General features: G+C 74.3%; 1 protein-coding gene. It reads left to right on the top strand.

The annotated features are described in order from the left end of the window. The first annotated feature begins 10 nt into the window (after positions 1 to 10). Positions 11 to 22,870 carry a type I polyketide synthase gene (locus ACFPCV_RS05125; protein ID WP_378054831.1) on the top strand — a complete coding sequence of 7,620 codons (22,860 nt, stop codon included), beginning with the start codon at positions 11 to 13 and terminating at the stop codon, positions 22,868 to 22,870. Positions 22,871 to 23,043 lie beyond the last annotated feature (173 nt).

The following is a 23,043-nucleotide window of genomic DNA, read 5'->3' as shown; positions in this document are numbered from 1 at the left end:
GAGCAGAACCATGACCACACGCGAGGAACGGACCGTCGAAGCCCTGCGCGCGTCCCTCAAGGAGACCGAGCGGCTCCGGGAGCAGAACCGGCGCCTCACCGCCGCCGCCCGCGAGCCCATCGCGATCGTCGGGACCGGCTGCAGGCTCCCCGGTGGCGTTGCCGGGCCCGACGACCTGTGGCGGCTCGTCGCCACCGGCGGCGACGCGGTCACCGCCTTCCCCACCGACCGCGGCTGGGACACCGGACCGGCCGCGTACGCCAAGGTCGGCGGGTTCATCGACCACGCGACCGCCTTCGACGCCGGGCTGTTCGGGATCTCGCCGCGCGAGGCCACCGCCATGGACCCGCAGCAACGGGTGCTGCTGGAGGTGGTGTGGGAAACGCTGGAGCGGGCGGGGATCGCCCCGGACGCGTTGCGCGGCAGCAGGACCGGGGTGTTCGTCGGCGCCTCCGACGCCGGCTACGGCGCCGGTGCCGACGTGCCGGCCGAGTTGGCGGGGCACGCGCTGACCGGGACCGCGAACAGCGTGATCTCCGGCCGGGTGGCGTACGCGTTCGGGCTGGAAGGCCCGGCGGTCACCGTGGACACCGCCTGCTCGTCGTCGTTGGTGGCGCTGCACATGGCGGTGCAGGCGCTGCGGGGCGGGGAGTGCGACGCCGCGGTGGTCGGCGGTGTCACGGTCATGCCGTCGCCGTCCACCTACGCCGAGTTCGCCCGGCAGGGCGGCATCGCGGAGGACGGCCGCTGCAAGTCGTTCGCCGCCGCGGCCGACGGGACCGGCTGGGCCGAGGGCGCGGCGGTGCTGCTGGTGCAGCGGCTGTCCGACGCCGTGCGCGACGGCCGCGAGGTGCTGGCGGTCGTTCGCGGCTCCGCGGTCAACTCCGACGGCGCCTCCAACGGCCTCACCGCGCCCAACGGGCCGGCCCAGCAACGGGTCATCCGCGCCGCGCTGGCCGGTGCCCGGCTCGCGCCCGCCGAGGTCGACCTGGTCGAGGGACACGGCACGGGCACCCGGCTCGGCGACCCGATCGAGGCGTCGGCGTTGCTGGCCACCTACGGGAAGGACCGGTCCGAGCCGCTGTGGCTGGGGTCGCTCAAGTCCAACATCGGGCACACCCAGGCCGCGTCCGGCCTGGCCGGTGTCATCAAGACGGTGCAGGCCCTGCGGCACCGCCGCATGCCGGCCACCCTGCATGTCGACAGCCCCACCCCGGGCGTGCCGTGGTCGCGCGGCGCGGTGTCCCTGCTGACCGAGGCCCGCGACTGGACCGTGGACGGTCGTCCGCGCCGGGCCGGCGTGTCCGCGTTCGGCGTCAGCGGCACCAACGCGCACGTCATCATCGAAGAGGCGCAGGCAGGTGCGGCGGCGGAACCCGCTGCCCGGACCGTTCCGTGGGGGACCGTGCCGTTGGTGGTGTCGGCCAGGTCGGCGGCCGCGCTGGACGAGTTGGTGGCGTCCGTCCGCGCGCTGCCCGATCCGGTCGACGTCGGGTTCTCGCTGGCGACGACCCGGGCGCGGCTGGCGCACCGTGCCGTGCTGCTCGGGGACAACCGGGTCAGCGGAGTCGACACCGAGGGGCGGACGGCGTTCCTGTTCACGGGCCAGGGTTCGCAGCGGGTCGGCATGGGCCGGGAACTGTATGCGGCGTTCCCGGTGTTCGCCGCCGCGTGGGACGAGGTGTGTTCGCGGTTCGAGCGGGTGCCGGTCGACGACGAGGAGTTGTTGAACCGGACCGACGGTGCGCAGACCGCGATCTTCGCGCTCGAGGTCGCCCTGTTCCGGTTGCTGGAGTCGTGGGGTGTCCACCCGGACTTCCTGCTGGGGCACTCGATCGGCGAGATCGCGGCCGCGCATGTGGCCGGTGTGTTGTCCCTGGAGGATGCGTGCACGTTGGTGGCTGCTCGTGGCCGGTTGATGGCCGCGTTGCCTTCGGGTGGGGCGATGCTGGCGGCGGAGCTGTCCGAAGAGGACGTTCCGGCCGGTGTCGACGTCGCGGCGGTCAACAGCGCGACGTCGCTCGTGGTGTCGGGGGCCGAGGACGAGATTTCGGCGCTGGAGGAGCGGTGGCGGGCCGAAGGGCGACGGGTCAGGCGTCTTGTCGTGTCGCACGCCTTCCACTCCAGGCTGATGGAGCCGATGCTGGCCGAGTTCGCCGTTGTCGCGGAGTCCCTGTCCTACCAGGAGCCCCGGATTTCGCTGCCGGGTGCGGTGACTGATCCGGCGTACTGGGTGCGGCAGGTGCGGGACACCGTGCGCTTCGCCGACGGTGTGCGGAGGCTGGTCGCCGAAGGCGTGACCACCTTCCTCGAACTCGGCCCGGACGGGGCGCTCTCGGCCCACGTCGACAACGCCTGTCCGCTGCTGCGCCGCGGCCGCGACGAGGTCGGTACCACGCTGTCCGCGGTCGCGGGAGCATACGTCCGGGGTGTCGACGTCGACTGGGCGCGGCTCGCGCCCGGCGGCAGGCGGGTGCCGCTGCCGACCTACCCGTTCCAGCGCGCCCGGTACTGGATCGACCCGCCCACGCCAGGGGAGACGCGCGACGACCCGATCGAGGGACGCTTCTGGGACGCCGTCGAGTCCGGTGACGCCGCGACCGTCGCCGAGACCATCGGCGTCGCGCCGGACGGCCTGGACGGCGTCGTCGGGGCGTTGTCCGCGTGGCGGCGGAGCAGGCGCGAACAGTCCCTTGTGGACTGTTGGCGTTACCGGATCGAGTGGGAGCCGGTCGAGCGGCGGACGGGCACCCTGTCCGGCTCGTGGCTCGTCGTCGGCTCGGGTGGGGACGATGTCGTCGCCGCACTGCGGGCCGGTGGCGCCGACGCGGTCACCGCCGACCGGCCAGAGGCCGGTGACTGGGCGGGTGTGGTGTCCCTGTTGGACGCCGAGGGGACGATCGAGCTGATCAAGGCGAACCTCGGTGGCCGGGTGTGGGCCGCGACCAGGGCCACAGCGGGTCCGGACGGCGCGTTGGTCTGGGGACTCGGTCGCGTTGCCGCGCTGGAGGTGCCGGAGCGGTGGGGCGGGCTGGTTGAGCTGCCCGAGGTGCTCGACCGTGTTTCCGGGACGGCGTTCGCCGGTGTGCTGGCGGACGGGCGGGAGGACCAGGTCGCGGTAACCGGCGGCAAGGTGCTGGCCCGCCGCCTGGTGCGGGCACCGTCAGGGGACGACCCGGTCGCGGAATGGGTGCCGACCGGTCCGGTGTTGATCACGGGCGGCACTGGTGGGCTGGGTGCGCAGGTGGCGCGGTGGCTGGCGGGGCGCGGCGCGCGGCGGCTGGTGCTGGCGAGTCGGCGAGGTAGCTCCGCGCCGGGCGCCGCCGAGCTGGTCGCGGAACTGGCCGGACTCGGGTCCGAGGCCGTGGTGGTCGCTTGTGATGTGGCGGACCGGGATTCGCTCGCGGAGGTGCTTGCCGAGCATCCGGTGACGGCTGTGGTCCACGCGGCTGGGGTGGATCGGCCGTCGCGGATCATGGATCTTTCTGCGGCCGGGTTCGCGGAGGCGGTGGCGGCGAAGGTGCTGGGGGCGCGGTATCTGGACGAGTTGTTGCCGGATGTCGAGGCGTTCGTGTTGTTCTCGTCGATCGCCGGTGTGTGGGGGAGCGGTGGACAGGGGCCGTACTCGGCGGCGAACGCGTACCTGGATGCGCTTGCCGAGGATCGGCGCCGTCGCGGGTTGGTGGCGACGTCGGTGGCGTGGGGGCCGTGGGCCGGGGCGGGCATGCTCGGCGACACCGAGGGCGCGGTGGAGTACTTCGGCCGCCGTGGCCTGAACGCCATGAGTCCGGCGTTGGCGGTGTCCGCGTTGGCGGCGGCGGTGGACGGTGGCGAAACCTGTGTGACGGTGGCCGACGTGGACTGGGAGCGGTTCGCTGCCGCGTTCACCACCGGCAGGCCCAGCCCGCTGCTCACCCACCTCGCACCCGCCGGGCCGGAACCCGCGGCCGAGCGGGTCGGCGCGTGGGCCGGACTCACCGGGGACGAGCGCCGCCGCGCCGTCGCCGACACCGTGCGCACCGAGACCGCCGCCGTCCTCGGGCACGAGGACCCGGCCGCGGTCGAGGTGGACCGGCCCTTCCGTGATCTCGGGTTCGACTCGCTGACCGCGGTCGAGCTGCGGGACCGGCTCGTCGCGGCGACCGGGCTGTCGTTGCCCGCGAGCCTGGTGTTCGACTACCCGAACGCGTCCACGCTGGTCGACCACCTCCTCACCCGGCTGTTCGGCGGTGCCGAGGAACCAGCCGTGGTCGTTGCCGGGCCGGTGGACGACGAGCCGGTCGCGATCGTGGGCATGAGCTGTCGCTTCCCCGGCGGCGTCGACTCGCCCGAGGCGCTGTGGGAGTTGGTGTCGGCCGGCGGCGACGTCATGGGGCCGTTCCCGACCGACCGCGGCTGGGATCTCGACGCGTTGTTCGCCGACGACCCTGATGCCACCGGTACGTCGTCTGCCCGGGTGGGTGGGTTCGTTTCTGGTGTGGCGGATTTTGATGCGGGGTTGTTCGGGGTGTCGCCGCGGGAGGCTGTGGCGATGGATCCGCAGCAGCGGTTGTTGCTGGAGGCGACGTGGGAGGTGTTCGAGCGGGCGGGGATCGATCCGCGATCCCTGCGGGGCAGCCGTACCGGTGTTTTCGCGGGCACCAACGGACAGGACTACACCCGGCTGACCCTGCTCAACGCCGAAGCACTCGAAGGGCACGTCAGCACCGGGGCCGCCGCGAGCGTCATGTCCGGGCGGATCTCCTACGCGTTCGGGCTGGAAGGGCCCGCGGTGACCGTGGACACCGCGTGCTCGTCGTCGTTGGTCGCCCTGCACCTGGCCGCCCAGGCACTCCGGGCCGGTGAGTGCTCGCTGGCCGTCGCGGGCGGTGTCACCGTGATGGCCACCCCGGGCGCGTTCGTCGAGTTCAGCCGCCAGCGCGGACTGGCCGCCGACGGGCGGTGCAAGCCGTTCTCCGCCGAGGCCGACGGGACCGCGTGGTCCGAGGGCGTCGGTGTGCTGCTGGTCGAGCGGTTGTCCGACGCGGTGCGCAACGGGCACCGGGTACTCGCGGTCGTGCGGGGTTCCGCGGTCAACCAGGACGGCGCGTCCAACGGACTGACCGCGCCGAACGGACCGTCGCAGCAGCGCGTGATCCGGGCCGCGCTGGCCAACGCCCGGCTCGTCGCGTCCGATGTGGACGTGGTCGAGGCACACGGCACCGGGACACGGCTCGGGGACCCGATCGAGGCGCAGGCGATCCTGGCCACCTACGGGCAGGACCGGGACGTGCCGCTCTGGCTGGGCTCGGTGAAGTCCAACATCGGGCACACCCAGGCCGCGGCAGGTGTCGCCAGCGTGATCAAGATGGTCATGGCCATGCGGGCGGGCACACTGCCCGCGTCGCTGCGGGCCGAAACGCCGTCGCCGCACGTGGACTGGTCGGCGGGCGCGGTCGCGCTGCTCGCGCAGGCACGTGACTGGCCGGCGGACCGGAGCAGGCGGGCGGGTGTGTCGTCGTTCGGGATGAGCGGCACCAACGCGCACGTGATCATCGAGCAGCCGCCCGCCGTCGAGGTGACGCCCCCCGGCGCAGACATCGCGGCCGTTCCGCTGCCGGTCTCCGCGCCCACCGCGGCCGTGGTGGGCGACCAGGTCGCGCGGGTACGCGAGTTCCTGGACGAGGCCGGGACGCGGCGTGTGGACATCGGCCTCTCCCTGGCCACCACCCGTGCGCGGTGGGCGCACCGGGCCGCACTGGTCGGCGGGACCACGGTCACGGGGTCGGTGGCCGACGGCGGTCTGGCGTTCCTGTTCACCGGTCAGGGTTCGCAGCGGCCCGGGATGGGTCGTGAGTTGTATGCGGCGTTCCCGGTCTTCGCGCGGACGTGGGACGAGGTGTGTTCGCGGTTCGACCGGGTGCCGGTCGACGACGAGGAGTTGTTGAACCGGACCGATGGTGCGCAGGCGGCGATCTTCGCGCTCGAGGTCGCTCTGTTCCGGTTGCTGGAGTCGTGGGGCCTTGCGCCGGATCACCTGTTGGGTCACTCGATCGGTGAGATCTCGGCCGCGCACGTGGCCGGGGTGTTGTCCCTGGATGACGCGTGCACGCTGGTCGCTGCGCGTGGGCGGTTGATGGCTGCGTTGCCTTCGGGTGGGGCGATGCTGGCGGCTGAGGTGTCCGAAGAGGACGTTCCCGCCGGAATCGATGTCGCGGCGGTGAACGGTGCGACGTCGCTGGTGGTGTCGGGGACCGAGGAGGAGATCTCGGCGCTGGAGCAGCGGTGGCGGTCCGAGGGCCGTCGGGTGAAGCGGCTTGTCGTGTCGCACGCGTTCCATTCGAGGCTGATGGAGCCGATGCTGGCCGAGTTCGCGGCAGTGGCGGAGTCGTTGTCCTTCCACGAGCCGCGGATTCCGTTGCCGGGTGCGGTGACCGACCCGGCGTACTGGGTGCGGCAGGTACGCGACACAGTGCGGTTCGCCGACGGGGTCACGGCGTTGCGGGAGCGGGGCGTGGCCACCTTCCTGGAGCTGGGGCCTGATCCCGTGCTGTCCGCGCACGTCGAAGGTGCCGTCCCGTTGGTGCGGCGCGGCCGGGACGAGGCGGGCACCGTGTTCGCCGCGCTAGGCGCGGCATGGACGCGGGGCGCCGAGGTCGACTGGGCAGCCGTGTACGGGACCTGGGACGCCCGGGTCGTGGACGTGCCGACCTACGCGTTCCAGCGCGAGCGGTACTGGGCCGCCGTCCAGGAACCCCTCCTCGGCGCGGCCGTCCCGCTGGCGACCGGAGACGGGATCGTCCTCACCGGACGGTTGTCGCTCTCGGCGCAGCCGTGGCTCGCCGACCACGTGGTGCTCGACGAGGTCGTCGTGCCCGGCACCGCGCTGATCGAGATGGTCCGGCACGCCGGCGACCAGACCGGCCACCCCACCGTGGACGAGCTGACCCTGGAAGTGCCGCTGACACTGCCCGCCCACGGCGCCGTCGACGTGCAGGTGCTGGTCACCGGCGAGAACCCCGCCCAGGTGGCCGTCTACGCCCGCCCCTGCGACACCGCCGACTGGACCCGCCACGCCAGCGGCGTCGTCGCCCCCGACGGCCCCCTCCCGGCCAGGGACGACGACACCTGGCCGCCCGCCGACGCCGAACCGGTCCCGCTCGACGGCCTCTACGACGGCCTGGCCGACGCCGGTCTCCGCTACGGCCCCGGCTTCCGCGGGCTGCGGTCGGTCTGGCGCGCGGGCGGCGATGTCCTCGCCGAGGTGGTGTTGCCCGACGTCGCCCAGGCGGCCGGTTTCGGTCTGCACCCGGCGCTGCTGGACGCCGCCCTGCACGCCCTCGCCGCGAGCGATCTCGCCGCCGGTGCGGCCCGGTTGCCCTTCTCCTGGTCCGGGGTGACCCTGCACGCCACCAAGGCCGCCGCCCTGCGGGTGCGGCTCACCCCGGCAGGCGCGGACTCCGTCGCCGTGACCGCCACCGACGGAGCGGGCGGACCCGTCCTCACCGTCGACTCCCTGACGCTGCGGCCCGTCGCCGCGGGCCGCGCACGCCCGGTCGGCGACGCCCTCTACACCGTCCAGTGGACCCAGGCGCCCGCCGCGCCCGTCGCCGCCGACATCGTGCACCTGACCGCGGGCGACCCGCGCGAGGTCGCCCACCGCGCGTTGGCGATCGTGCGGGAGCGGCTGGCGTCCGGCACGGACACCCCGCTCGTGCTGGTGACCCGCGACGCCGTCGCCGTGACCGCCGAGTCCGTCGACCCGGCCGCTGCCGGTGCGTGGGGTCTGGTGCGGTCGGCGCAGTCGGAGCATCCTGGCCGGTTCGTACTGGTCGACACGGACGGTCCGCGGGACGTGCCGGTGTGGGCGGGGCCCGACGAGCCGCAGGTCGCGGTCCGTGGCGGTGAGGTGCTGGTGCCGCGGCTCGTGCGGGCCGGTGCGTTGCCGTTGCCGGAGGAACCGGACTGGCACTTGGACACGGTTGCGGCAGGCTCCCTGGACGACCTCGCCCTGATCCCCGCCGAGCCGGTCGTCCTCGGGCCGCGCGACGTCCGGATCGAGGTGCGTGCGGCGGGGCTGAACTTCCGGGATGTGCTGATCGCGTTGGGTACGTATCCGGAGGCCGCGGAGATGGGGTCCGAAGCGGCGGGGGTGGTGATCGAGGTCGGTGCCGAGGTCGCGGACCTGGTGCCCGGTGATCGGGTGTTCGGGTTGGTGTCGGGTGGCTTCGGGCCACACGCGGTGGCGGATCGCCGGTTGGTGGCGCCGATGCCCGCCGAGTGGACCTTCGCCGAGGCGGCGTCGGTGCCGATGGCGTTCCTGACCGCCTACTACGCGCTGGTGGATCTGGCCGGGCTTCGGGCCGGTGAGTCGATCCTCGTGCATGCCGCCGCGGGCGGGGTCGGGATGGCCGCGGTTCAGGTGGCCCATCACTTCGGTGCGCGTGTCCTCGGTACCGCGAGTCCGGGCAAGTGGGACGCCACCGGTCTGCCTGTGGAGCGGTTGGCGTCGTCGCGGGACACCGGGTTCGCCGAGAAGTTCGGGCCGGTGGATGTCGTGCTGAACTCGCTGACCGGTGAGTTCATCGACGCCTCCCTGCGGCTGCTGCGGCCGGGCGGGCGGTTCGTCGAGATGGGCAAGGCCGACCTGCGTGCCCCGGAGGGTGTCGCGTACCGGGCGTTCGACCTCAGTGAGGCCGGGCATGACCGCGTTCAGGAGATGCTGTCCGAACTGCTCGACCTCTTCGGCAGCGGAGCGCTCCAGGTCTCCCCGGTCCGGGCGTGGGACGTGCGGGACGCCAAGTCCGCGTTCCGGTTCGTGGGACAGGGCAGGCACATCGGCAAGAACGTGCTGACGATGCCCCGCACGCTCGACCCCGAAGGCACGGTTCTCATCACGGGTGGCACCGGTGCGCTCGGTTCGCTGCTGGCCGAGCACCTGGTCACCACACATGGGGTTCGGCATCTGGTTCTGCTGAGCCGTGGCGGTGGAGAGGTGCCTGATCTGGACGCGGACGTGCGGGTGATCCCGTGTGATGTGTCCGATCGGGACGCTGTCGCCGCGGTGCTGGCGGACATCCCCGCCGAGCATCCGTTGACCGGGGTGGTGCACGCCGCCGGGGTGGTCGACGACGGTCTGGTCGACGCGATGACCCCCGAACGGATCGACATCGCCTTCCGGCCGAAGGTCGACGCGGCCCTCGTGCTGCACGACCTCACCCGGGACCTCGACCTGGCGGTGTTCGCCCTCTACTCCTCGGCGTCGGCGTTGTTCGGTACCGCGGGACAGGCCAACTACGCCGCCGCCAACGCGGTACTGGATGGTCTCGCGTTCCAGCGGCGGGCCGCCGGACTGCCCGCTGTTTCCCTGGCGTGGGGATTATGGGAGCGGGCCAGTGGCATCAGCGGCGGTCTGAGCGCTGTGGACAAGACACGTCTGGGCCCCGCACTGTCCGATGCGGACGGTCTCGCGTTGTTCGACCTGGCCCACCGCACCGGCCACGCCCACGTCGTCCCAGCCCGCCTCGGCACGGTCCCGTCCGACCGTGTCCCGCCGCTGCTGCGTGCGCTCGTCCGGTCCGCCCCGAAACGAGTGGTCGCCGACGGAGGCCTCGCCGAGCGGCTCACGGGCAGGACACCCGAGGACGCCCGGCGTCTGCTCACCGACCTGGTCCGCGCCGAGGCGGCCGCCGTCCTCGGACACGGTCACGCCGACGCGATCGAACCCGGGCGCGCGTTCTCCGAACTCGGTTTCGACTCCCTGACCGCCGTCGAACTACGCAACCGGCTCGGCACCGCGACCGGAATGCGGCTGCCCGCGACCGTCGTGTTCGACCACCCGACTCCCGAGGCGCTCGCCGAGCGGCTGCGCACCACACTTCTCGACGACACAACGAAACCGGTCGCCCCGGCCGCGCGCACCGGGACCGGCCATGCTGACGACCCGGTCGTCATCGTCGGCATGAGCTGCCGCTTCCCGGGCGGGGTGTCCTCGCCCGACGACCTGTGGCGGCTCGTCGACGCGGGAGGCGACGCCGTCGGCGCGTTCCCCGCCGACCGCGGCTGGGACCTCTCCGCCCTCACCGGGGCGAGCCGGACCGGGGAAGGCGGGTTCGTCCACGACGCGGGCGACTTCGACGCCGACCTCTTCGGCATCTCACCCCGCGAGGCCCTGGCGATGGACCCGCAGCAGCGGCTCCTGCTGGAGGCCGCGTGGGAGGTGTTCGAGCGGGCCGGGATCGCGCCCCTGTCGCTGCGTGGCACACCCGTCGGCGTGTTCGTCGGCGCGGCCAACTCGCTCTACGGGCTCAGCGGGGAGATCCCCGACGAGGTCGCCGGCCTGTCACTGACCGGCACCTCCACCAGCGTCGCCTCCGGCCGCATCGCCTACACCTTCGGCCTCGAAGGCCCCGCCGTCACCGTCGACACGGCGTGCTCGTCGTCGCTCGTCGCCCTGCACCTGGCCGTCCAGGCACTGCGTGCGGGCGAATGCTCGATGGCGCTGGCGGGCGGCGTGAACGTCATGGCCACCCCCGGCATCTTCACCGAGTTCACCCGGCAGAACGGTGTCGCCGCCGACGGCCGGTGCAAGTCGTTCGCCGCCGCCGCCGACGGGACCGGGTGGTCCGAGGGCGTCGGTGTGCTGCTGGTCGAGCGACTGTCGGACGCGCGGCGCAACGGCCACGACGTGCTCGCCGTTGTCCGGGGGTCCGCCGTCAACTCCGATGGGGCGTCGAATGGTTTGACGGCGCCGAATGGTCCGTCGCAGCAGCGGGTGATTCGGGCGGCGTTGGACGGTGCCGGTCTGGTGTCGTCGGATGTGGATGTGGTGGAGGCGCACGGTACGGGGACCGCTCTTGGTGATCCGATCGAGGCGCAGGCCGTGCTCGCCACCTACGGGCAGGACCGGGACCGGCCGTTGTGGTTGGGGTCGGTGAAGTCGAACATCGGGCATGCCCAGACGGCGGCGGGTGTCGCGAGTGTCATCAAGATGGTGATGGCGCTGCGGGAAGGCGTGCTGCCGAAGACGTTGCACGTGGACGAGCCGTCGCAGCACATCGACTGGTCGGCGGGCGACGTCCGGCTCCTCACCGAGGCCCAGCCGTGGCAGGAGGGGGAACGGGTCCGCCGTGCGGGGGTGTCCTCGTTCGGCGTGAGCGGCACCAACGCGCACGTGATCATCGAGGACGCCCCGCCCGCGCCGCCCGCCGCGGAGGCGGGCACCGCGCCGGAGGTCGTGCCGATGGTCGTCTCGGCCAGGTCCGGGACCGCGTTGCGCGCCCAGCTCGACCGGATCGGCGGCCTGCCGGGGCGGCCGGTCGACATCGGGCACACCCTGGCCACCGCCCGCACCGTCCTCGACCACCGCGCCGTGATCCTCGGCGATGACGTGGTCACCGGGTCGGTCGAGCCCGGCGGTCTGGCGTTGTTGTTCACGGGCCAGGGTTCGCAGCGGGTCGGCATGGGCCGGGAACTGTATGCGGCGTTCCCGGTGTTCGCCACCGCGTGGGACGAGGTGTGTGCGCGGTTCGATCAGGTGCCGGTCGACGACGAGGAGTCGTTGCACCGGACCGACGGTGCGCAGGTGGCTATTTTCGCGTTGGAGGTGGCGCTGTTCCGGCTTGTGGAGTCGTGGGGCGTCCGGCCGGATCGGGTGGTGGGCCACTCGGTTGGCGAGCTTGCTGCCGCGTATGTGGCTGGTGTGTGGTCGTTGGATGACGCGTGCAGGTTGGTGGCCGCGCGTGGCCGGTTGATGGCCGCTCTGCCCTCCGGTGGGGCGATGCTGGCGGCCGAGGTGTCCGAAGAGGACGTTCCGGACACGGTCGACCTCGCGGCGGTCAACGGCCCGTCGTCCATTGTGGTCTCCGGCACCGACGAGGAGATCGCGGCTCTGGAGGAGCGGTGGCGGTCCGAGGGGCGGCGGGTGAAGCGGCTCGTCGTGTCGCACGCGTTCCACTCACGGTTGATGGAGCCGATGCTGGCGGAGTTCGCCGAGGTCGCGGAGTCGGTGACCTATCACGAACCCCGGATTCCGTTGCGGGGTGCGGTGACCGACCCGGTCTACTGGGTCCGCCAGGTCCGGGACACCGTGCGGTTCGCCGACGCGGTGCGGGAGGCCAGGGAGTCGGGGGTCACCCGGTTCGTCGAGCTGGGGCCCGATCCGGTGCTGTCGGCGCACGTCGACGGTGCGCTCCCGGCGCTGCGCCGCGGTCACGACGAGGCGCGGACCCTGCTCGGTGCCCTCGCCGCCGCCTGGACCCGAGGACTCACCGTGGACTGGGCCGCGGTGTTCGCCCCTTGGGGCGGCACCCGGATCGCCCTGCCCACCTACCCGTTCCAGCGCAGCCGCTACTGGCTCGTCCCCGAACCCGCCGCGCAGGCGGCCGACCCGGCCGAGGCCGAGTTCTGGGCCGCCGTCGAGGCGGGCGACACCGGCAAACTCGCCGAGGCACTGCGCCTGGACCCCGGCCCAGAACTCGGCACCGTCCTCCCCGCGATCGCCACGTGGCGGCGGGACCGGCGGGAACACGCCGCCGTCGACTCCTGGCGCTACGCAGAGGCGTGGCAGCCCCTGACCGCGGAGACCGGCGCGCCGCACGGCACCTGGCTGGTGGTCGGCGCGGGCGAGGACGCGGGCGACGACGTGGCGTGCGCGTTGCGCGCCGCCGGGGCCGAGGTCGTCCAGTCCGCCGGGCCCGTCCCGGGCGACTGGGCAGGCGTGGTCTGCGTCGCCACCGACGCCACCGCCACTGTCACCGCCACACTGGACCTGCTGCGCTCCGACCTGCCCGGCCCTCTCTGGGCGGTCACCCGGGGCGCGGTCTCGGTCGGCGCGGCCGACCCCGTCACCAGTCCCGGCGCCGCCCAGGTGTGGGGGATCGGACGGGTCGCCGCGCTGGAGGCGCCCGACCGGTGGGGCGGGCTGGTCGACCTCCCGGCCGTTCTCGACCCGGCCACCGGCGCCCGGTTCGCCGCCGTGCTCACCGGCACCGAGGACCAGGTCGCCGTGCGCGGCAGCGGCAGCTTCGGGCGCAGGCTCCGGCCGGCGCCCGCAGCGGCCACCGGCACCGCCTGGACACCATCCGGCGCGGTACTCGTCACCGGCGGCACCGGCGCACTGGGTGTCGAGACCGTCCGCTGGCTCGCGGGCCGTGGCACCCCCAAGATCGTGCTGGTCTCCCGCCGGGGCGGCGCGGTGCCACCGGAACTCGCCGACCTGGGCGCGGAGGTGGTCGTCGCCGCCTGCGACGTCGCCGACCGCGACGCGCTCGCCGCGCTGCTGACCGAACACCCCGTCACCGGCGTGGTCCACGCCGCCGGGGTCGCGGACACGACCCCGCTGGCCGACCTGTCCGCCGACGGGTTCGCCACCGCGACCCGGGCCAAGACACTCGGGGCCGCACACCTGGACGAACTGCTGCCGGACGCGGACCTGTTCGTGCTGTTCTCGTCCATCGCGGGCACCTGGGGCAGCGGCGGGCAAGCCGCCTACGCCGCGGGGAACGCCTTCCTCGACGCCATCGCCCGCACCCGCCGGGCCGCAGGACGCGCCGCCACCGCGGTCGCCTGGGGACCGTGGGCCGGGGCGGGCATGGCCGTCCACGACGGCGCCGCCGACTACCTCGCCCGCCGCGGCCTGACCGGCCTGCGACCCGACCTCGCGCTGACCGCGCTGGGCAGGGCCGTGGACTCCGGCGAGGCGTCCGTGACCGTGGCCGACGTCGCGTGGGACCGGTTCGTCCCGGCCTTCACCGCGCTCCGCCCGAGCCCGCTGCTCACCGACCTCGCCCCCCGGCCCGCCACCGGTCAGCGCGCGGACGTCGTCGATCACCGGCTGGCCGACGTGGCCGAGGCCGACCGGGCCGGGGTCGTGCTCGACCTCGTCCGCACCCACGCCGCTGCCGTGCTCGGCCACCCCGAAAACACCGTCGTCGACCGCAACCGGGCCTTCACCGACCTCGGGTTCGACTCCCTCACCGCGGTCGAACTGCGTGATCGGCTCGCCGCTGCCACCGGGCTCACCCTGCCCGGCAGCCTGGTGTTCGACCACCCCACGGCGGCGGCGCTCAGCGCGCACCTGCTCGCCACGCTGACCGGCGCGACCACAGCGGCGGACCCCGTCGCGGCCCGCTCCGGCACCGACGAGCCGATCGCGATCATCGCCATGAGCTGCCGGTACCCCGGCGGCGTCGCGCACCCCGACGACCTGTGGGACCTCGTCGCACAGGGCACCGACGCGATCTCCGGGTTCCCCGCCGACCGCGGCTTCGACCTCGCCCCGCGCGACTACACCCCCGTCGGCGGGTTCGTGCACGACGCCACGACGTTCGACGCGGCGATGTTCGGCATCTCCCCCCGCGAAGCCACCGCCATGGACCCCCAACAGCGGCTCGTCCTGGAGGCGTCGTGGGAGGTGGTCGAGCGGGCGGGCATCGACCCGCACGCGCTGCGCGGCAGCCGGACCGGGGTGTTCGTCGGCGCGTCGCACTCGTTCTACGGTCACGGCGCGGACGCCGGACCGGAAGGGCACTTCCTGACCGGCAACGCCAACAGCGTCCTGTCCGGCCGCGTCGCCTACACCCTCGGTCTCGAGGGCCCGGCGGTCACCGTCGACACGGCCTGCTCGTCGTCGCTGGTCGCCCTGCACTGGGCGGCGACGGCACTGCGCTCCGGCGAGTGCGACCTCGCGGTCGCGGGCGGGGTGGCCGTGCTCGCCACCCAGGCCGGGTTCGCCGAGTTCGCCCGCCAGGGCGGTCTCGCCGCCGACGGCCGGTGCAAACCCTTCGCCGACGCCGCCGACGGCACCGGCTGGTCCGAGGGCGTCGGCCTCCTGCTCGTCGAGCGGCTCTCCGACGCCCAGCGCAACGGCCACCACATCCTGGCGGTCCTGCGCGGCTCCGCCGTCAACTCCGACGGCGCCTCCAACGGGCTCACCGCGCCCAACGGCCCGGCCCAGCAACGCGTGATCCGCGCCGCACTGGCCGCCGCCGGACTCCAACCGTCCGATGTGGACGTCGTGGAGGCACACGGCACCGGCACCGCCCTCGGCGACCCCATCGAGGCGACCGCGGTGCTCGCCGCCTACGGGCAGGAGCGTGAGAATCCCCTGTGGCTGGGGTCGCTCAAGTCCAACATCGGCCACACCCAGGCCGCGTCGGGTGTCGCGGGCGTGATCAAGATGGTGCAGGCCATGCGCCACGAGTCGCTCCCGGCCACCATCGGAGTCGACACCCCGAGCAGGCACGTCGACTGGACCTCCGGCGCCGTCGAACTCCTCACCGACGCCCGGCCGTGGCCAACCACCGGCAGGCCGCGCCGGGCGGGGGTGTCCTCCTTCGGCATCAGCGGCACCAACGCGCACGTCGTCATCGAGGAACCCCCGAACCAGCCGGGACACACCACACCGGCGGCGACCCCGCCCGTGGTGCCCTGGGTCCTGTCCGCCAGAAGCGCCGCCGCCCTGCGCGCCCAGGCCGACCGCCTGCGCGCGCACCCGGCGGCCGACCCGGGACACATCGGCTGGTCGCTCGCGGCGACCAGAGCCGGGCTCGAACACCGCGCGGTCGTGCTCGGCGCCGACCACGCCGAACTGACCGACACCCTCGCCGAGGTGGCCGCCGGTGCGGGAACCCCGCGCGGCGCGGTCGCCGAGGGCAAACTGGCGTTCCTGTTCACCGGACAGGGAACCCAGCGTGCCGGGATGGGGCGTGAACTGCACGCCGCCTTCCCCGTGTTCGCCGACACCGTCGACGAGATCTCGGCGCGGGTCGGCGGCATCCCCTGGGACGACCAGGACCGGCTCGACCAGACGCGGCACGCGCAGGCCGCGCTGTTCGCGATCGAGGTCGGCCTGTACCGGCTGCTGGAGTCCTGGGGGCTCACCCCGGACGTGCTGCTCGGCCACTCCGTCGGCGAGATCGCGGCCGCGCACGTCGCCGGGGTGCTGTCCCTGGACGACGCCTGCGCGCTCGTGTCCGCCCGCGGCAGGCTGATGCAGGCCCTGCCGCCGGGCGGGGCGATGCTCGCCATCGAGGCCACCGAGGCCGAGGTGACCGAGTTGCTGCCCGCCGGCGCGGACATCGCCGCCGTCAACGGGCGCGACGCGGTCGTCGTCTCCGGCGACGAGCACGCCATCGACCGGGTGGCGGCGTTGTGGGAGGGCCGCCGGGTCAAACGGCTCACGGTCTCCCACGCCTTCCACTCGCACCGCATGGACCCCATGCTCGCCGAGTTCGCCGCCGTCACCGCCACCCTCACCTTCCACCGGCCCCGCATCACGCTGGTCACCACCGGCGGTGACAGCAACGGCGACGTCACCGACCCCGGCTACTGGGTGCGCCAGGTCCGCGACACCGTCCGGTTCGCCGACGGGATGCGGCGCCTGACCGGGGAACACGTCGCCACCACCGTCGAACTCGGACCGGACGCCGTGCTGTCCGCCATGGTCGACGGGGCCGTGCCCACGCTGCGACGCGGCCGGGACGAGGTCCGCACGGTCCTCGCCGCCGCCGGGGCTGCCTGGGTGCGCGGCGCCGACGTCGACTGGACCAGGCTGTTCCCCGGCGGCAAGCCGGTCGACCTGCCCACCTACGCCTTCCAACGCGAGCGCTACTGGCTGCCGGGCGCGACCCGCACCGACGACTCCTGGCGCTACCGCGCCGTATGGCGGCCCCTGCCCGACACCCCGGGCACGCTGACCGGCACCTGGCTGCTGGCCGGACCCGCCGACCCCGCCCTGCGCGCCGCGCTCCAGGCGGGCGGCGCGGACGTCGTCGAGTCCACTGTGGACGCGATCCCGGCCGGACCGTTCGGCGGCGTCCTCGCCACCACGTCCCTCGCCGACACCGTGACCCTGGTGCAGGCACTGGGTGAGGCGGGCATCGACGCGCCGCTGTGGTGCGCGACCAGGGGAGCGGTGGCCGTCGACGCGACCGACCCGGCACCCGACCCCGACCAGGCCGCCGTGTGGGGCCTCGGCCGCGTCGCCGCCCTCGAACTGCCGCACCGCTTCGGCGGGCTGGTCGACCTGCCCACCGAACTCGACCCCGTGACCGGGGGCAGGCTCGCGGCGGTGCTGTCCGGCTCGGTCGAGGACCAGGTCGCCCTGCGGCGCTCCGGGGCGTTCGGCAGGCGGATGGAACCGGCCGGGCCGGCGCCCTCCGGGCCCGCCTGGACCCCGACCGGACCGGTGCTGGTGACCGGCGGGACCGGCGCCATCGGCGCCGAGGTCGCCGCCTGGCTGGCCGGGCGCGGCGTGCCCAAGCTGGTGCTGGCCAGCCGGTCCGGACTCGACGCCCCTGGCGCGGCCGACCTGGTCGAGCGCCTCGCCGGTCTCGGCGCCACCGCGGTCGTCGCGGCCTGCGACGTCGCCGACCGCGACGCGCTCGCCGCGCTGCTGGCCGAACACCCGGTGACCGGCGTCGTCCACGCGGCGGGCGTCGTCGCCGACGGCGTGCTCGACACACTCACCCCCGAACGGCTCGCCGAAGTGTTGCGCGCCAAGGCGGACGCCGCGTCGGCGCTCGACGACCTGACCGGCGACGTGGACCTGTTCGTGGTCTTCTCCTCGCTTGCCGGCACGGTCGGCAGTCCCGGCCAGGCCGGGTACGCCGCCGCCAACGCCTGGCTCGACGCGCTGGTCGAACGCCGTCGCGCCGAGGGTGAAGCGGGCACCGCCGTCGCCTGGGGACCGTGGGCGGGTGGTGGCATGGCCGCCGACGACGGACTGGCCGACCGCCTCCGCCGCGGCGGGGTGCGGCCGATGAACCCGGACACGGCGATCGCCGTCCTGGCCGCCGCCGTCGACAGCGGCGAAGGCCCGCTCCTGGTCGCCGACATCGACTGGACACGCTTCGCCGAGGGCTTCACCGCCGCCCGGCCCAGCCCGCTGCTGGCCGGACTCGTGACGGGCACGCCGGACACCGCGGGCGACGACTGGCGTGCGCGGCTGGCCCCGCTCACCCCGGCCGACCGCGGCCGGGCGGTACGGGACCTGGTGCGCGGCACGGTCGCCGCGGTGCTCGGCCACGGCTCACCCGCCGGGATCGAGGACGGCAAGGCGTTCCGCGACCTCGGTTTCGACTCGCTGACCGCCGTCGAGCTGCGCAACCTGCTCGGCGCGGCCACCGGCCTCACCCTGTCCGCGGGGCTGGTCTTCGACCACCCGACCCCGGGCGCCGTCGCCGACCACCTCGTGGGCCTGCTCGCCGACACCGGACCGGCGCGGACCGAACCGGCTGCCGCGTCCACCCCGGTGGACGGTGACCCGGTCGCGATCGTCGCCATGAGCTGCCGCTTCCCCGGCGGGGTGTCCTCGCCGGAGGAGCTGTGGGAGCTGGTCTCGACCGGGGTGGACGCCATGGCCCCGTTCCCTGCCGACCGCGGCTGGCCTCTCGGCACCCTGCATGACGACGACCCCGACCGCCCCGGCACCACCTACGCCAGGGAAGGCGGCTTCCTCGCGGACGCGAGTGGCTTCGATGCCCGCCTCTTCGGGATCTCCCCGCGCGAGGCCCTGGCCATGGATCCGCAGCAGCGGCTCCTGCTGGAGGCGTCGTGGGAGGCGTTCGAGCGGGCGGGTATCGACCCGCGGTCCGTGCACGGCGACCGCGTCGGCGTCTTCGCGGGCACCAACGGGCAGGACTACCTCGGCCTGCTGCTCGACTCCGACGCCGGTCTCGACGGCCACCTGGGCACCGGCAACGCCGCCAGTGTCCTCTCCGGCCGCGTCTCCTACGCGTTCGGCCTGTCCGGGCCTGCCATGACCGTCGACACCGCCTGCTCGTCGTCCCTGGTCGCCCTGCACCTGGCCGTCCAGGCGCTGCGGCGCGGCGAGTGCACGCTCGCACTGGCCGGTGGCGTGACGGTGATGTCGACCCCCGCCGCGTTCGTCGAGTTCAGCCGCCAGCGTGGGGTCGCGCCCGACGGGCGGTGCAAGCCGTTCGCGGCGGCCGCCGACGGCACCGGCTGGGGCGAAGGCGTCGGCGTGCTGCTGGTGGAGCGCCTGTCCGACGCCCGCCGCAACGGGCACCCGGTCCTGGCGGTGGTCCGCGGATCGGCGGTCAACTCCGACGGCGCGTCGAACGGGCTCACCGCCCCGAACGGACCCGCCCAGCTGCGGGTCATCCGGGATGCCCTGTCCGACGCCGGGCTCGTCCCGTCCGATGTGGACGCGGTCGAGGCGCACGGCACCGGCACCGCGCTCGGCGACCCGATCGAGGCGGAGGCGCTGATCTGTGCCTACGGGCCCGACCGCGCCGAGCCGCTGTGGCTCGGGTCGGTCAAGTCCAACATCGGCCACACCCAGGCCGCGGCCGGGGTCGCCGGGGTGATCAAGACGGTGATGGCGCTGCGGAACGGGACGCTGCCCGCGTCCCTGCACGTGGACGCCCCGACCCCGCACGTCGACTGGTCGGCGGGCTCGGTCGCCGTCCTCACCGAGCCCCGGCCATGGCCCGCGGCGGGCCGCCCGCGCCGGGCAGGCGTGTCGTCGTTCGGCATCAGCGGTACCAACGCACACACGATCATCGAGGAGGTGCGCGACGAGGTGACCGAGACGCGGCAGGACAGCCCGGTTCCCGCTGTCCTGCCGCACCTGGTCTCCGCGGGCTCCGAGCGGGCACTGCGCGCCCAGGCGGACCGGCTCCTGCGCCGTGTCGGTGCCGAGCGGCCGGCCGACGTCGCGGTGTCCCTGGCCACGACCCGCGCGGGGTTGTCCCGCCGCGCGGTGGTCCTGGCCCGCGACACGGCCGAACTGACGGCGGGGCTGACCGCGCTGGCAGCGGGTGCGGACGCACCCGGCCTGGTGACCGGGCAGCGCGCGCCGGGCGGTCTGGCGTTCCTGTTCACCGGTCAGGGTTCTCAGCGGCCCGGGATGGGCCGGGAACTGTATGCGGCGTTCCCGGTGTTCGCTGCCGCGTGGGATGAGGTGTGTTCACGGTTCGAGCGGGTTCCGGTCGACGACGAGGTGTTGTTGGCCCGGACGGATGGTGCGCAGGCGGCGATCTTCGCGCTCGAGGTCGCTCTGTTCCGGTTGCTCGAATCGTGGGGCGTCCGGCCGGATTTCCTGCTGGGGCACTCGATCGGCGAGATCTCGGCCGCGCATGTGGCCGGGGTGTTGTCGCTGGATGACGCTTGCGCGTTGGTGGCTGCTCGGGGTCGGCTGATGGCCGCGTTGCCTTCGGGCGGGGCGATGCTGGCGGCTGAGGTGTCCGAAGAGGACGTTCCGGCTGGTGTCGACGTCGCGGCGGTGAACAGTGCGACGTCGCTGGTGGTGTCGGGAACCGAGGAGGAGATTTCGGCACTGGAGGAGCGGTGGCGGGCCGAAGGCCGTCGCGTGAAGCGGCTCGTCGTGTCGCACGCGTTCCACTCGGCGTTGATGGAGCCGATGCTGGCCGAGTTCGCCGTGGTGACGGAGTCGTTGTCCTACCACGACCCCCGGATTCCGTTGCCGGGTGCGGTGACCGACCCGGCGTACTGGGTGCGGCAGGTGCGCGACACCGTCCGGTTCGCCGACGGTGTGGCGTGGCTGCGGGAGCGGGGTGTGGCGTCGTTCCTGGAGATCGGCCCCGACACCGCGCTCGCCGCCCACGTCACCGGCGCCGTCGCCACGTTGCGGCACGGCCGGGACGAGACGGAGACCCTGCTGCGGGCCCTCGCCGAACTGCACGTCGCGGGCGTCGGGGTCGACTGGGCGGCCATGGCCGGGGAGTGGGGCGGACAGCGCGTGCCGCTGCCGACCTACCCCTTCGACCACGAGCGGTTCTGGCCAGAGCCCCCGGCGGCCCCGGCCGCGAACCGGGTCGAGACCCGGTTCTGGTCCGCGGTGGAGAGCCAGGACGTCGACACCGTCGCCACCACGCTGCGCCTCGAACCGGGCGACGGGCTGGCCGCCGTCCTGCCCGCCCTCTCGGCCTGGCGCAAGCAGTTCCACGACCAGGCGACCACCGACCAGTGGCGCTACCGGATCACCTGGAAGCCGCTGGCCGACACCCCCGCCGCCCTCACCGGCACGTGGCTCCTGGCCCTCCCGCCCGCCGGCGTCGCCGACGGACCAGCCCGCGCGGTCGCCGGCATCCTGGCCGAGCACGGGGCCGCGGTCGTGCCGCTGACCGTCGGACAACCCGATCGCGCGGCCCTGGCCGAGCGGCTGGAACAGACGGGCCCGGTCGACGGCGTGGTGTCGCTGCTCGCCATGGACGAGTCCGACGGCCCCGGCCTCACCGCCGGTCTCGCGGCCACCCTCGCCCTGGCGCAGGCGCTCCGCGACGCCGCCGTGGCGGCGCCGTTCTGGGTGCTCACCCGGGGTGCCGTCGGCACCGGCCCGGCCGACCCGCCCGCTCACCCGCTCCAGGCACAGGTCTGGGGCCTGGGCCGGGTGCTCGCCCTGGAACACCCGGGCACCTGGGGTGGCCTGGTCGACCTGCCGGACCGGCTCGACACCCAGGCCGGGACCCGGCTCGCCGCCGTCCTTGCCGGGACGGGGGAGGACCAGGTGGCGCTGCGGCCTGCCGGTGCCATGGCCCGCAGGCTCTGCCGGGCCCCGCTCGGCGAGCCGAGCCCCGACCGGTGGACCCCGGCCGGGACCGTCCTGGTGACCGGCGGCACCGGCGCCCTCGGCGCCCAGGTCGCCCGCTGGCTGGCCGAACGCGGCGCGCGGCGGCTCCTGCTCACCGCACGCAGCGGCATGGCCGCCCCCGGGGCGGCCGACCTGGTCGCGGACCTGGCCGCGCTCGGCACGACCGCCACGGTCGCCGCCTGCGACGTGGCCGACCGGGACGCCCTGGCGGCACTGCTGGCCGAGCACCCGGTCAGCTCGGTGGTCCACGCGGCGGGCGTCACCGCGGCCGTCCCGGTCACCGACACCGGAACCGACGGGTTCGCCGATGTCCTGCGGGCCAAAGTGGACGGTGCAAGGCACCTGGACGAGCTGCTGCCCGACGCCGAGGCGTTCGTGCTGTTCTCCTCCATCGCCGCCACCTGGGGCAGCGGCGGCCAGTCCGCCTACGCCGCGGGCAACGCGTTCCTCGACGCGCTCGCCGAGCAGCGTCGCGGCCGGGGCCGCGCCGCGACGTCGGTGGCGTGGGGCCCGTGGGCCGACACCGGCATGGCCGCCGACGACACCGCCCGCGAGTACCTGCGGCGGCGCGGACTGCGGGCCCTGCCCGGCCCGGTCGCCCTGACCGCGCTCGGCCAGGCGGTCGACGCGGGCGAGACCTGCGTGACCGTGGCGGACGTGCGGTGGGAACAGTTCGCCGCCGCGTTCACCCTGGTCCGGCCCAGCACGCTCGTCGAAGACCTGCCAGAGGTGCTGGCCATGGCGGAGGCCGCGCACGTCGCCGAGCCCGAGCCCGACCGCGGCGAGCAGTTGCGGAACCGGCTCGCCGGGCTCGACGACGCCGCGGCGGACGCGGCGCTGCTGGAGCTGGTGACCGGTGCGGTAGCCGTGGTCCTCGGCCACGACCGGACGAGCGGCGGGACGAGCACCGTCGAACCGGACCAGCCGTTCGGCGAACTGGGCTTCGACTCGCTGACCGCCGTGGAGCTGGCCGGCAGGCTCTCCGCCGTCACCGGGCTGGCCCTGCCCGCGACGACCGCCTTCGACTACCCGACCGCCCGCGACCTCGCCCGCCACCTGCGTGGCGAGCTGGGCGGCGGCCGCAGCGGGGTGGCTGCCCTGCTGGCCGGGCTCGACGAGGTGGACGAGGTGTTCGGCAGGCAGGCCCCCGACGGCCTCACCCGGGCCAGGGTCGCCGTGCGGCTGCGGACCTTCCTCGACCGGTGGGTCGACGGGCGCCCGGCCCCGGCCGGGCTCGACCTCGCCGACACCGACGCCGAGGCGGACACCGACGCCGACATGCTCCGGATGATCGAGCAGGAGCTGGGTATCTGAGTCCTCCTGGCTTGCGCCGAACGCCGCATCGGGGCGGACCGACCGCCCGATGCGGCGTTCGCGCGTCCGCGGCACACAGGTGGTGCGGGGCCCACGGGTGGGGGCTGTAGGGGTGTCTGCGGGGTTCTGGCCGCTCATATGGTCGCCTCAACGTCCGAAAAGCCCGGTGCCAC

It is taken from the genome of Actinophytocola glycyrrhizae, assembly GCF_042653545.1.
Lineage (GTDB): Bacteria > Actinomycetota > Actinomycetes > Mycobacteriales > Pseudonocardiaceae > Actinophytocola > Actinophytocola glycyrrhizae.
Note: the sequence above shows the minus strand (reverse complement) of the source record. Positions and strands in the feature narration are given on the sequence as shown.